Consider the following 12922-nt stretch of genomic DNA (forward strand, 5'->3'; position numbering starts at 1 on the left):
ATGTTAATCCTGTTCTGCTGCGGCCAGACGCAAGTAGCGCTGGTGAAGTTCAGCAACACGCGGCAGCGCATCATCAGGCGTGCCGCTATTATCGATGATGTCATCCGCGACGGCCAGGCGCTGTTGTCGGCTGGCCTGCGCGGCAAGAATATTTTGGGCTTGCGCGAGGGATATTCCGTCGCGTTGTTGCGTACGCTGCAATTGGGTTGCCTCATCCACATCCACCACCAGCACGCGATTGGCCTGATGTTGCAGGCCGTTTTCCACCAGCAACGGCACCACCCACAGCACATAAGGTGAGGTAGTGAGTGCCTTTAACTGCTGAGTTCGCGCATTAATTAATGGATGCAACAATTGGTTCAGCCAGTTTTTTTCCTGCGGCTGCTGAAAAATAATTTCGCGCAACCGTGCACGATAAAGCGTGCCTTCTGCCGTCAGGATCGATTCGCCATGACGTTTAACGATCGCCTGCAATGCTGGCGTACCCGGTTCAACTACTTCTCTGGCAATGGAGTCGGCGTCGATGATCTCGGCACCCAGCGCCGCGAAGGCATTGGCGATGGTGGATTTACCACTGCCAATGCCACCCGTTAGCGCAACGGTAAAAGGCATAGCGTTTTCCTGGAATCTGCACCGTCATGCTGCCACAACCTGCGTAAAACTTAAGGCAAGATGAGAGCAGGATCACAATCGATTTTCTCAGCTAAATTTAACGGATTGTAGCTTAAATAAAGTGAAATTCGCAGTCTTGTCGCAGAACGAATGGCGCGTATGATAACGACACTGGAGCCGTGAGCGCTACCCGAACTGAGGTTCGATGCCACTAACCAGGACACCCGTTATGCGTATTGAAGAAGATGTTAAACTGGGCTTTAAAGACGTACTGATCCGCCCTAAACGTTCCACTCTCAAAAGCCGTTCAGATGTTGAACTCGAGCGTACTTTTACCTTTAAACACTCTGCTCTAAGTTGGACTGGCGTACCGGTTATCGCCGCTAATATGGATACGGTCGGTACTTTCACTATGGCAGAAGCGCTGGCAGGATTTGGCGTGCTAACCGCCGTGCACAAACACTACAGCGTCGAAGACTGGCAGGCGTTTATTCAGCGCGTGCCCGCATCGGTGCTGGGGCATGTAATGGTGTCTACCGGTACGTCAGAAGCAGACTTCAGCAAACTCAGTGCCGTTCTGGCGCTTTCACCTCAACTTAACTTTATCTGCATCGATGTTGCTAATGGTTATTCCGAGCACTTTGTCGCGTTCCTGCAACGTGCGCGCGAGAGTTTCCCGGATAAAACGATTTGTGCCGGTAATGTGGTCACCGGGGAAATGGTGGAAGAACTGATTTTGTCTGGTGCGGATATCGTGAAAGTGGGTATCGGTCCCGGTTCAGTCTGCACCACACGCGTGAAAACTGGGGTGGGTTATCCGCAGCTTTCAGCGGTAATTGAATGTGCAGATGCTGCACATGGGCTGGGGGGGCAGATCGTCAGTGATGGCGGTTGTGCCGTACCGGGTGATATCGCCAAAGCCTTTGGTGGCGGAGCCGATTTTGTCATGCTTGGCGGTATGCTGGCGGCACATGATGAGTGTGAAGGCACTATCGTTGAGGAGCAGGGTGAGCAATTTATGCTGTTTTATGGCATGAGTTCAGAATCAGCCATGAAGCGCCATGTTGGTGGTGTTGCGCAGTATCGTGCGGCAGAGGGCAAAACCGTTCGGCTGCCGCTGCGTGGTCCGGTTGACGACACGATTAAAGATATCCTCGGTGGCCTGCGCTCGGCATGTACTTATGTTGGGGCGGAAAGACTGAAAGAGCTGACCAAACGCACCACTTTTATTCGTGTGGCGGAACAGGAAAATCGGGTGTTTACTCGCTGATTCACTGGTAGCGGCGCGATTTATCGCGCAACCTTTTCTGACTTCGCGTACGAAATTGCGCGAATAATCACGCCGCTACGAATAAAAATGTACACCCATCAGCGAATAGCATCACCCAGCCCAAATACCGGCAGATACATCGCAATCACCAGTGTCCCCACGATGCTGCCAATCACGACCATCATCATGGGTTCAAGCGCTGCGGCCAGAGACTCTGCGCGGCTCAGCGTATTCTGCCGATGCCATTCCGCCAGGCGTGACAGCATGACATCTAAAGCACCTACCTCTTCACCCACTTTAATGAGTTGGGCACACAGGGGAGTGAACAATTGATGTTGTAGCAGAGCCTGGTGCAAGGGTGCGCCAGCGGCAATATGTTGCTGCAATTCCCCGATAGCCTCACGCCAGAGTCGGGCTGCCAGTGTGACTTCCACCGCTTGCAAACTTTGCAGTAAGGTCAGGCCGGCCCGCTGTGTCAGTTGCAGAATGTCATAAATTTGTGTGAGTTGGCTGCCGCGCCATAGCGGTGCCAGCAATGGCAGCCGTAATAACCAAAGCTGGCATTGACGCTGCCAGCGGGGAGAGCGTCGATAAAATTGTTGAACCAGAATGGCAACGGCTCCGCAGGTCAACAGTAACGGTAAAGCAACCGCCTGTAGCAAGGCTGATAATGCCATCACACCGGCAGTGAGTGCCGGGAGTGGTGCATCGAAGCTGGCGTACACCGAGACAAATTCCGGCAAGACAAATAGCAGCATGCCAGCACTCACTGCTATCGCGACCAACATTATGAACAATGGATAGCGCAGTGCCTTGACCACTTTCTGACGCAAAAGCTGTTGGCCGGTTTGCTGCTGCGCCAGTTGGCGGCAACATTCGTCTAATTGCCCGGTAAGTTCTCCCACCTGCATTAACGCCGGAAACAACGGCGGGAAAATTTGCGGCCAGTCGCGTAATGCCTGGGAAAAGGGTACTCCGGCAAGCACCCGTTGCTGCAACCCTCTGAGTAATGTACGCCAGCCGATATCGGGGTGCCCTTCGGCAAGCAGAGCCAGGCTTTCTGCCAGAGGAAGTCCTGCCTTGAGCAGCGTGGCAAGTTGTTGGATGAGGTTGCTTTTTTGCTGCCACTTCCAGTCGCGCGCACGCCAGCACTTCCCCCGTTTCCAACTCACGGCCATCATTCCACGATCCGCCAACTGGTGCAGCAGTGCATCCGGGGTGGAGATTAATGATTCACCGTTTTGCAGTAAACCCGCGCTATCCAGCGCCTGCCAGCGAAAATGATAGAGATTAGCCATTGCCCAATCCAACCACGCGTTGCATCTCTTCCAGTGAGGTTTCCCCTCGACTGACCGCTTCCAGTCCGGCGGCGACCAGCGTTTTCATTCCCTGCTGATTTGCCAGTGAGAGCAGATGCTCCAGTGGCATATCAGCAGAGATGGCGTTCTGCAATTTGGCGGTCATGGGCAGGAGTTCGAAAAGTGCCAACCGCCCATAGTAGCCGGAAAAACAGTGGTCGCACCCCGGAGCCCGCCAGGTCTGAAGCGTTCCCGGCCATAATTCGGGGGGCAGATGAGCAATTGCCTGTCCCGGTTGGCGGCAATGTATACACAGGCGTCTTACCAGCCGTTGTGCAACAATCAGTTGCAGCGCCGGACCTAGCAGATAGCCGGGGATCCCCATTTGCCGCAGCCGCGTCAGGGTTTCAGCGGTTGAGTTGGTATGCAGCGTAGAGAGGACCAGATGACCGGTTTGCGCGGCTTTGACGGCAATCCCCGCCGTCTCCGCATCACGTATTTCACCCACCATGATGATGTCCGGGTCCTGGCGCAATAAGGCGCGCAACACCAGATTAAAATCCAGCCCACTGCGGGGCTGAATTTGTGTCTGGTTGATACCTTCAAGCGGAATTTCCACCGGATCTTCAACACTACAGACGTTTTTTTCCGGCACATTGAGTGCACTCAATCCGCTGTAAAGGGTGAAGGTTTTTCCGCTACCGGTTGGGCCGGTTACCAGAATCAACCCCTGTGGTTTCGCCAGTGCCGTGCTGAACTGACGCAACTGGCTGGTCGGCATGCCGAGTTTATCCAGCGCAATCGCGCTATTTTCGCTCTGCATTAAACGTACAACCGCTTTCTCTCCGTGGCTGATGGGTAAGGTGGAGAGACGAAAGGCGGCCTGCTTCCCTTCCAGTTCCAGGGTAAATTGCCCATCCTGCGGCAACCGCCGTTCAGCAATATCCAGCCCGCCGAGAATTTTCAACCGGGCCAGCACCGCAGCGGGTTGAGCATCGGGCAATTGCGCCAGCTTGTGCAGGACACCATCAATACGTAGCCGAACACGCAACGCGTGATGCTGTGGCTCAAAATGGACATCGGATGCACGACGTTGTAATGCCTGGCGCAGAATATACTCCACTGCGTTGATGGCAGACTCCACCGCAGCCTGTTCTTTGGGCACCTCAGAACGCCCCGGCTCGTGGAGTTGCTGCTCGATTCGGGCGGCTGGCCAGCACTCCACCTCGACTTTGCACTGACTGGCAAATTGCAGTGCCTCCAGCAGCGCCGGTTCAGGTGTACCGGACACAGCCACGCGCAGCAAAGTGTCATCATGATGCAGGATTATCGCGTTATGACGCCTACACAGCGTCTTGAGCATGTCATCAGGCTTCTCCATGACGTCCACCTTTGTCAGCAAAGCGAAACTGTTCCAGGCAGTTTTCGCGCAGGGTGCTGTTGTCGCTGTTACAGCTACGTTGCCAGTCAAGCGTGCCATCGGTGCTGTTCCACACCGGTTGCATCTCCACCGTTAATCCTGACAGGCTTTCCTGCCCGGTCAGCGTGATGACGCCGTTGATGACGGCAAGTGTCGCGACATAACGCGAACCTTTGGCTGCCGGTATCCCCCGATCACCTGCCTGGCATTGAGCAGGGCCACCACGTTCAATGGCACAAAGTTCCACCGCCGTCTTGTAAGGCACCATCGTCTGTAACATATCCGTCAGAGCGGCGCGTTGTAGATAATTTTGATAAGCCGGAACACCGATTGCGCTGAGGATGGCCACAATGCCGATCACAATCATTAATTCGATGAGGGTAAAACCACGTTGTCGTTCCATAAGCAGGCTCCTTGTTGTGGAGCCGTCACGGTAAAAAAGGGGGCAGGAAAGAAAAAGCGATGAAATCAAACGGCTGGAAACGTTACGCAGAAAAGATCCGCATTTGCAGCCTGCGGAACAGGGAACTGGAAGCAACCTCGCAGATTCGCGGTGCAGCGCACCGCGACGGGACTATCAGGTTTCGCGAAAACGCATGGAGAGATCAAGTGCGCGTACGTGTTTGGTTAACGCTCCTACCGAGACATAATCCACCCCGGTTTGCGCAATTTGCGGCAGTGTCGTTTCTGTCACGTTGCCGGACACTTCGAGTAATGCGCGTTTTTGTGTCAGCACCACGGCGTCACGCATCATCTCGAGACTGAAGTTATCGAGCATCACGATGTCGGCACCCGCATCCAGCGCATCCCTTAGCTCATTCAACGTTTCAACTTCGACCTCGACCGGCACATCAGGGTGCAGCCACAACGCTTTCTCCACGGCCTGGCGCACCGAGCCACTGGCGATAATATGGTTCTCTTTAATCAGAAAGGCGTCAGACAGACCGAGACGATGATTACTACCGCCCCCGCAGAGCACGGCATATTTAAGGGCGGTTCGCAGCCCCGGTAAGGTTTTTCGTGTATCCAGTAACTGCGTATTGCTACCTGCCAGCAAGGCCACATAATGACTGACTTCGGTTGCCACACCAGAGAGCGTTTGTACAAAATTCAGCGCGGTGCGTTCCGCCGTCAACAGCAGACGTGCCGGGCCCTGGAGTTCAAACAACAACTGGTCAGCGGTCAGGGGTTGCCCATCTTCAACATGCCAGGTGATGGTGACTTTATTACCCAGTTGGATGAAGACCTCTTCCACCCAGCGTTTACCACAGAAAACACCGGCTTCGCGTGTGATGATTTTGGCTTCGGCTTGTTTGTCTGCCGGGAGCAATAGCGCTGTGATGTCACGATCGGCATCCACTTCGCCGCCTAAGTCTTCCCGAAGTGCAGCGGAAACGGCTTCCGGGATGTCCTGCTCAATGCGCCTGATCAATGCCTGACGACGATGATCGGGATCGTAACGACGCGATGCCATACTATTTCTGCTCCAGATGACGAGAGAATGAGCGCACACCTTAGCCTGATTTTCGCGTCAATGCCAGTTCATGGCGATGAAATGTTTAGTATCCTTAACTTCCTCTGCCTTTCGCATTAACTCACAAGCTCCCGGAAAGAATCATGTTATTCTCAGCCTGACCTCAACGTAGGGAAAACGGCATGAAACTGGAAGATGGCTGGATTAGCAGTGCGCGTAAGGTGCTTTCACCGCACTTCAATCAGCGGCCGGAAAATGAAATACCTTCGGTGCTGATTATTCACAATATCAGTTTGCCGCCCGGCGAATTTGGCGGCCCGTGGATTGATCGTCTGTTCACGGGGACTCTGCCTGCGGATGCGCATCCTTATTTTGCCGATATTGCCCATTTACGTGTGGCTGCGCACTGTCTGATCCGGCGCGACGGTGAACTGGTGCAGTATGTTTCCTTTAACCAGCGAGCCTGGCATGCGGGGGCATCGCAGTTTGACGGCCGGGAAAATTGTAATGATTTTTCGATGGGGATAGAGCTGGAAGGCACCGATACTCTGCCCTATACCGATGCACAGTATGCGACGCTGGCACAGGTAACTGAGCTATTGATGCAACACTATCCGCTGACAGCGGAACGTATCACCGGACACAGTGATATTGCGCCGGAACGTAAAACCGATCCGGGACCGGCATTTGACTGGGTACGCTATAAACATGCCTTAAAGCGGGAGAATCCCTGAATCAGCAGGAGCAGGTATGACGTTGTTTAGCTTGTTATTGGTTTTAGGTTGGGAACGACTGTTTAAGCTGGGTGAGCACTGGCAGCTGGATCATCGGCTGGAGCCATTGTTTCGTGGTCGTCGGCATTTTTCGCTGCTTCGCACTCTGGTGATGACGATTATCGCCATGCTGATTGTCTGGCTGCTGGTCTGGAGCCTGAAAGGGTTGCTTTTTGGTGTAGTGCAGCTGTTGTTCTGGATTGTCGTGGGATTGCTGTGTATTGGCGCAGGTTCGGTACGCCTGCATTATCACACTTATCTGAAAGCGGCGAGTCACGATGACCTGGCGGCGCATCAGGCGATGGCGGCAGAGCTGACGCTGATTCACGGGGTGCCGGTTGAGTGCAGCGAGCGCGAATTTCTGCGTGAGCTTCAGAACGCGCTGATCTGGATTAACTTCCGCTTTTATCTGGCCCCGCTGTTCTGGTTCGTGGTGGGCGGTCCTTACGGGCCAGTGCTGCTGGTGGGCTACGCCTTTCTGCGAGCCTGGCAAAGCTGGCTGGCAAAGCATCATACTCCGCTGGAACGTGCGCAATCAGGTGTTGACCGCATTTTACATCTGCTGGACTGGATTCCGGTACGTCTTGCAGGCGTTGCCTACGCATTACTGGGGCATGGTGAGCGAGCGTTGCCCGCCTGGTTCGCCTCGCTGACTGACTGGCATCGCTCGCAATATCAGGTGTTGACCAGTCTGGCGCAGTTCTCACTGGCGCGGGATCCCCATGTTGATAAAGTGGAAACCCCGCGCGTAGCTGTTGCGCTGGCAAAACGCATTTCCCTGGTGCTGGTGGTGGTAGTCGCGCTGTTGACCATCTACGGTACGCTGGTGTGATCGGCGGGCGGCACACCAAAATCCGGTGTGCCGTCCTCACGCCAGGCAAAGTATTTCAACCGCGTATGGCGATTAGGATCCCATAACGGATCGCCCTCAATTTCCGTGTAGTTACGCGCGTGATAAACCAGTACATCCTTCCCTTGTTCGTCGACGGTAAAGCTATTGTGGCCTGGTCCGTACTGATGATTGTCCCAACTGGTGTTGAAGACCGGGCGCGCTGATTTTTGCCACGCGGCTGCTTGCAGCGGGTCGGCATCCGCATCAATGCTGAGAATTCCCAGACAATAGTTTTCATCCGTCGCGCTGGCGGAGTAGGTGACAAACAACCGGTTACCATGACGAATCACCGCCGGACCTTCGTTCACGCTAAATCCGGCGCATTCCCATTCATACTCCGGGCGGCTCAGCATCTGTGGCGTGCCTTTCAGCGTCCAGGGATTAAGCAATTCAGCGAGATAAAGATTCGAGTTACCTGGGATAGCGGGATCTTTCTGCGCCCACAGATACCAGTTTCTTCCCTGATGAACAAAATGCGTAGCGTCGAGTGAGAAGCTATCTAACGGCGTATGCACCCGACGCACCGGCTGCCAGTGGCCGGTCAGCGGGTCAGCATCGCTACAAACCAACGCGTACATGCGGTGCTGGAACAAGCCATCTTTAATTTCACGCGTGGGGGCAGCAGCAAAATAGATCACCCACTGGCCGTTGATATGATGCAGCTCGGGTGCCCAGATCAGTGCGCTAAACGGTCCCGTGTCCGGTTTGTGCCAAACCACAACCGGTTCAGCCTCGGGCAGTGCTGCCAGCGTGGCTGCATAACGTATTTCCAGACGATCATATTCAGGCACTGACGCGACAAAGTAATACCCGTTGTCATGACGGAGAATAAAAGGATCAGCACGTTGCGTGATAAAGGGATTAGGCCAGGAATGACTCATTTAATTTCTCCGGGTTCGATAACGGCGGCAGAGGAGGGACGTGATGTTTGCAGATCGCGAAAGTTCGCGCGGCGCAACGCCAGATCGTCCTGAATGGTACGCATCAATTTTCGATCCACTTTCAGCAGACGGACGACACCGGCGGTGATCAGATAACCAACGCCAGGAATAACGGTGAATAGCAGCATAATGCCGTTGATTGCCTGGTCTGATTGTTGTTTCGCCCCGGCATCATAGCCATAGATGGAGAGCAGGAAACCGACCATCGCCCCGGCGACGGCCAGTCCGACTTTGAGGAAAAACAGGTTGCCAGAGAAGCTCATGCCGGTAATGCGTTTGCCGGTTTTCCACTCGCCATAATCATCAACATCGGCCATCAGCGACCAGTGCAGCGGTGAAGGAATTTGATGCAGGATATTCAGCAGGAAGTAGGCGATCACCACGCTCAGAGTGGCATGCGGGTTGATCCAGTAGAAACCAGAGGAAAACAGCGCCAGGGCGATGTTCGTCCAGAAAAACACTTTTAATTTGCACCAGCGATCGGTCAGCACTTTTGCCAGCGTGCTGCCCAACATCATGCCGATCACGCCAAGACTAATAAACAGAGTGGCAAAATGGGTCGATTGGCCCATTACCCAGGTAACGTAATACATGGTAGCGGCCATGCGGATAAAACCCGGGCAGACATTGCAGAATGTCAGCAGCAGAATGCGTACCCACTGGTCATTTTTCCACACGTCACGCAGGTCGTTTTTCAGATCATCATTGGTGGGTACCGCCGGGCGAATACGCTCACGTACCGTGGCAAAGCAGAACAGAAACATCGCCAGGCCAATCAGTGCCAGCACGCTCATCGCCATCTGATAACCACGCGCTTTGTTGTCGCCGCCAAACCACTCGGCCATTGGCAACAGCGACAAGGACAAAATCAATGTGGCAACCCCGACCATGACAAAACGGTATGACTGGCAGGAGACGCGTTCACCCGGATCATTCGTGATGACGCCACCCAGCGAGCAGTAAGGAATATTGATGGCGGTGTAGGTTAATGACATCAAAAAGTAAGTAACAAAGGCCCAGATGACCTTGTTTTCATAGCTCCAGTCCGGAGTGGTGAACATCAACACGCTAAACAGAACATAAGGGACGGAGATCCACAGCAGCCAGGGGCGGAAACGGCCCCAGCGGCTTTGCGTGCGATCGGCAATGGCACCCATAATCGGGTCTGTCACCGCATCCAGTACCCGCACGGAAAGCAATAAGGTGCCGACCAGCGCCGGTGCGAGGCCAAAAACATCGGTATAGAAATAGTTAAGGAAGAGCATGATGGCCCCGCCAATCATGTTACATCCGGCATCGCCCATGCCGTATCCCAGCTTTTCCCGAAATGAGAGCGCGGTTCCTTTCATTGTTGTTCTCCAGTAATAACCAGTGGGAAAATTATTAGCGGAAAATCAGCAATCTGGCGGGGACCATTTGGTCAGGATGATGGACAAAACACCTGGGCGGAAAAAAGTGTGAGGAAGATCTAAAGAAGGAAGATCTCTGCCCGCCGATCAAGGGCGGGCAGAGTGGGCAGATTTACGCTTGCTGCGCTTTGTTTTTAATCGCGTAGCCGATAGCCAGTACTACCAGCCAAACCGGAATCAGCCAGACCGAAATAGCCATGCCGGGAGTAATCGCCATAATCACCAGAATACCGGCGAGGAACACCAGGCAGATCCAGTTACCCAGCGGGTAAAGGATGGCGCGGAAACGCGTGGTAACGCCCTGCTGGTCTTTCTTCTTACGGAATTTCAGGTGAGCGAGGCTGATCATCGCCCAGTTAATCACCAGCGCCGAAACCACCAGGGACATCAACAGGCCGAAGGCTTCGCCAGGCATCAGGTAGTTAATCAGCACGCAGAGGGCAGTTGCTACCGCAGACACCAGAATGGTTGCCACCGGTACACCGCGTTTATCGACTTTCAACAGGGCTTTCGGGGCATTGCCCTGCTGCGCCAGGCCGAACAACATGCGGCTGTTACAGTAAACGCAGCTGTTATACACCGACAGTGCCGCCGTCAGGATCACCACGTTGAGTGCATTCGCCACCAGCGCATCACCCAGTTCGTGGAAAATCAGTACAAACGGGCTGGTGTCAGCGGTGACGCGGGTCCACGGCAGCAGCGACAGCAGCACCGCCAGTGAGCCGATATAGAAAATCAGGATACGCCACAGCACCTGGTTGGTCGCTTTAGGGATGCTTTGTTCCGGGTTGTCGGCTTCCGCAGCGGTGATCCCCACCAGCTCCAGACCGCCAAACGAGAACATAATGATCGCCATCATCATCACCAACCCACCAAAGCCATTCGGCAGGAAGCCGCCCTGGTTCCACAGGTTGCTGACGGTCGCCTGCGGGCCGCCATTGCCGCTGAACAGCAGCCAGCCACCAAACAGGATCATACCAATGACCGCAACGACTTTGATGATGGCAAACCAGAACTCCATCTCACCAAACACTTTCACGTTGGTCAGGTTGATGGCGTTGATCGCGACAAAGAAGATGGCGGCGGTTGCCCAGGTGGGGAAGTCGGGCCACCAGAACTGGATATATTTACCCACGGCGGTTAACTCGGCCATGGCAACCAGTACATACAACACCCAGTAGTTCCAGCCAGAGGCGAAACCGGCGAAGTTGCCCCAATATTTGTAGGCAAAATGGCTGAAGCTACCGGCAACCGGCTCTTCCACTACCATTTCGCCCAATTGGCGCATAATCAGAAAGGCAATAAATCCGGCAATTGCATAGCCCAGAATAACGGCCGGGCCGGCAGATTTGATGACTGAAGCGCTACCCAGAAACAGACCAGTACCTACGGCACCACCCAGCGCAATCAGCTGAATATGGCGATTTTTCAAGCCGCGGTGCAGCGTGTCGCCATGCTGTTGTTCCATACGAACCTCGTGATGTTGTTATTTTTCGCCCAATGTAAGGCTATTTTTACATAACGTACTCATTTATTTACGGTATCTGGCGTGCTGTGTGCATACGAGAGCTACCTTGGCGACCAGAATAGTGATAAGCGCGACGCTTTGCACCTGCTTTTGCTTTTTGTGCTAAGAGACGCCTGGAAAAGCAGCAGCATCCACTGCCGCGCTAACGCGGTATTTCTGACATGAATTGGTAATAAACACGAATAGCATTCCCTTATGGTGAGTGTGGAAGGGATACGCTAAGCCTGTGTAAGGTTTGGTAAAAGCGGATTCTGTTAACAATTCGCCCCGCAGCTCTATTTCTGTCTTTATCCCAGCCGTTTAGCGCATTTAACCAATGATAATCCCCTGAAGTGTGACGGCTGCCATATAGACACAAGGTGAATACTTTGTTACTTTACCGGCAACTTTTGGCAATTGGTATTACCAATTTACTCCGGACGTCAGTCACAATAAGAAGGGACGATGGCTTACAGTAAGATTCGCCAACCAAAGCTCTCCGATGCCATTGAGCAGCAGCTGGAATCCCTGATTATGGAAGGGACGCTGCGGCCAGGAGAGAAGCTGCTACCCGAGCGCGAACTCGCCAAACAATTCGATGTATCACGTCCTTCTCTTCGTGAAGCGATCCAGCGCCTTGAGGCGAAAGGGTTGCTGCTGCGCCGTCAGGGTGGCGGCACCTTCGTGCAAAAGCATCTCTGGCAAAGCCTGAGCGACCCACTGGTCAGCCTGCTTGCCCAACATCCGGAATCTCAGTTTGACCTGCTGGAAACCCGCCACGCGTTGGAAGGCATTGCTGCGTATTACGCGGCGTTGCGTGGTACGGATGAGGATCTGCAACGCATTCGCGACTGCCATGTTCAAATCCAGCAGGCCCAGGACAGCGGCGATCTCGACGCTGAAGCCGACGCCGTGATGCAGTATCAGATCGCTGTCACAGAAGCGGCCCATAATGTGGTGCTTTTGCATTTGCTGCGTTCTATGGGCCCTATGCTGGAACAAAACGTCCGTCAGAATTTTGAATTGCTCTACGCTCGCCGGGAAATGCTGGCGAAAGTGAGCGGTCACCGCGCCAGTATTTTTGAGGCGATTGTGGCTCGTGAGCCAGAACAAGCACGCGAGGCATCACACCGTCACCTGGCGTTCATTGAGGAAATCTTGCTGGATAGAAGTCGGGAGCAGAGTCGTCGTGAACGCTCCCTGCGTCGTTTACAGCAACGTAAGGAATAACGCGCGGCAACGAACGTGCGGATAAAAAGCGACGGGCCTGTCTTCTTGTGCTGTGAACTGAAGCAAAGCACAAGCAGACAGGCTCCTGACAATTCA

At 54.0% G+C, this 12922-nt stretch carries 12 protein-coding genes; 4 read left to right on the plus strand and 8 right to left on the minus strand.

The features are described 5' to 3' along the window. Positions 1 to 3: 3 nt before the first annotated feature. Positions 4 to 612 (minus strand): dephospho-CoA kinase, encoded by a 609-nt coding sequence (coaE, locus tag AC6I8R_RS03685; protein ID WP_208724787.1) that lies wholly within the window; start codon positions 610 to 612, stop codon positions 4 to 6. A gap of 229 nt (positions 613 to 841) precedes the next feature. Here coaE and AC6I8R_RS03690 point away from each other — a divergent pair, with 229 nt between their 5' ends. Next, positions 842 to 1882, plus strand: a complete 1041-nt coding sequence (locus AC6I8R_RS03690) for a GMP reductase (RefSeq protein ID WP_021184726.1) — start codon at positions 842 to 844, stop codon at positions 1880 to 1882. A 98-nt stretch (positions 1883 to 1980) separates the two neighbouring features. On the opposite strand, the gene hofC is transcribed toward AC6I8R_RS03690, so the two are convergent. From hofC to nadC, 4 genes are all read right to left on the minus strand, one after another. Then, positions 1981 to 3180 (minus strand): protein transport protein HofC, encoded by a 1200-nt coding sequence (gene hofC, locus AC6I8R_RS03695; RefSeq protein WP_497831921.1) that lies wholly within the window; start codon positions 3178 to 3180, stop codon positions 1981 to 1983. Continuing rightward, entirely contained in the window at positions 3173 to 4561 is a 1389-nt protein-coding gene (gene gspE / locus AC6I8R_RS03700) for a type II secretion system protein GspE (protein ID WP_208724790.1), read from the minus strand. The genes hofC and gspE overlap by 8 nt, the downstream gene beginning before the upstream one ends. After that, complete coding sequence (gene ppdD / locus AC6I8R_RS03705; protein WP_021184723.1) at positions 4548 to 5003, minus strand: prepilin peptidase-dependent pilin; 456 nt, start codon at positions 5001 to 5003, stop codon at positions 4548 to 4550. Before ppdD ends, gspE begins: the two co-directional genes overlap by 14 nt. 174 nt (positions 5004 to 5177) lie before the next feature. After that, a complete protein-coding gene (gene nadC, locus AC6I8R_RS03710) occupies positions 5178 to 6074 on the minus strand; it encodes a carboxylating nicotinate-nucleotide diphosphorylase (protein WP_497831922.1) in 897 nt (298 codons plus the stop codon). Between the two features lie 182 nt (positions 6075 to 6256). On the opposite strand from nadC, the gene ampD reads away from it, so the two are divergent. Together ampD and ampE are read left to right on the plus strand one after the other, a co-directional pair. Further along, entirely contained in the window at positions 6257 to 6808 is a 552-nt protein-coding gene (gene ampD / locus AC6I8R_RS03715; RefSeq protein WP_497831923.1) for a 1,6-anhydro-N-acetylmuramyl-L-alanine amidase AmpD, read from the plus strand. A gap of 16 nt (positions 6809 to 6824) precedes the next feature. Next, positions 6825 to 7679 carry a beta-lactamase regulator AmpE gene (gene ampE, locus AC6I8R_RS03720; protein WP_497831924.1) on the plus strand — a complete coding sequence of 285 codons (855 nt, stop codon included), beginning with the start codon at positions 6825 to 6827 and terminating at the stop codon, positions 7677 to 7679. On the opposite strand, the gene AC6I8R_RS03725 is transcribed toward ampE, so the two are convergent. The 3 genes from AC6I8R_RS03725 to aroP form a co-directional block, all read right to left on the minus strand. Beyond that, positions 7661 to 8620: a glycoside hydrolase family 43 protein gene (locus AC6I8R_RS03725; protein ID WP_415173445.1), complete on the minus strand. Its 960-nt coding sequence runs from the start codon at positions 8618 to 8620 to the stop codon at positions 7661 to 7663. The two genes, ampE and AC6I8R_RS03725, sit on opposite strands and share 19 nt — an antisense overlap. Further along, a complete protein-coding gene (locus AC6I8R_RS03730) occupies positions 8617 to 10029 on the minus strand; it encodes a glycoside-pentoside-hexuronide (GPH):cation symporter (protein WP_208724794.1) in 1413 nt (470 codons plus the stop codon). The genes AC6I8R_RS03725 and AC6I8R_RS03730 overlap by 4 nt, the downstream gene beginning before the upstream one ends. Positions 10030 to 10201: 172 nt before the next feature. Beyond that, positions 10202 to 11557 (minus strand): aromatic amino acid transporter AroP, encoded by a 1356-nt coding sequence (gene aroP / locus AC6I8R_RS03735; RefSeq protein WP_208724795.1) that lies wholly within the window; start codon positions 11555 to 11557, stop codon positions 10202 to 10204. A 504-nt stretch (positions 11558 to 12061) separates the two neighbouring features. Here aroP and pdhR point away from each other — a divergent pair. Then, positions 12062 to 12826, plus strand: coding sequence for a pyruvate dehydrogenase complex transcriptional repressor PdhR (gene pdhR, locus AC6I8R_RS03740; RefSeq protein ID WP_021184716.1), 765 nt, complete (start codon positions 12062 to 12064; stop codon positions 12824 to 12826). The last annotated feature ends 96 nt before the right edge of the window (positions 12827 to 12922 follow it).

Source organism: Pantoea sp. X-Soil-OKNW-713, from assembly GCF_059730685.1.

Coding starts and splice junctions, on each gene's coding strand:
- AC6I8R_RS03725 (WP_415173445.1), bottom strand. CDS start 8,620: ATGAGTCATTCCTGGCCTAATCCCTTTATCACGCAACGTGCTGATCCT.
- AC6I8R_RS03690 (WP_021184726.1), top strand. CDS start 842: ATGCGTATTGAAGAAGATGTTAAACTGGGCTTTAAAGACGTACTGATC.
- ampD (WP_497831923.1), top strand. CDS start 6,257: ATGAAACTGGAAGATGGCTGGATTAGCAGTGCGCGTAAGGTGCTTTCA.
- nadC (WP_497831922.1), bottom strand. CDS start 6,074: ATGGCATCGCGTCGTTACGATCCCGATCATCGTCGTCAGGCATTGATC.
- coaE (WP_208724787.1), bottom strand. CDS start 612: ATGCCTTTTACCGTTGCGCTAACGGGTGGCATTGGCAGTGGTAAATCC.
- ampE (WP_497831924.1), top strand. CDS start 6,825: ATGACGTTGTTTAGCTTGTTATTGGTTTTAGGTTGGGAACGACTGTTT.
- aroP (WP_208724795.1), bottom strand. CDS start 11,557: ATGGAACAACAGCATGGCGACACGCTGCACCGCGGCTTGAAAAATCGC.
- ppdD (WP_021184723.1), bottom strand. CDS start 5,003: ATGGAACGACAACGTGGTTTTACCCTCATCGAATTAATGATTGTGATC.
- pdhR (WP_021184716.1), top strand. CDS start 12,062: ATGGCTTACAGTAAGATTCGCCAACCAAAGCTCTCCGATGCCATTGAG.
- hofC (WP_497831921.1), bottom strand. CDS start 3,180: ATGGCTAATCTCTATCATTTTCGCTGGCAGGCGCTGGATAGCGCGGGT.
- gspE (WP_208724790.1), bottom strand. CDS start 4,561: ATGGAGAAGCCTGATGACATGCTCAAGACGCTGTGTAGGCGTCATAAC.
- AC6I8R_RS03730 (WP_208724794.1), bottom strand. CDS start 10,029: ATGAAAGGAACCGCGCTCTCATTTCGGGAAAAGCTGGGATACGGCATG.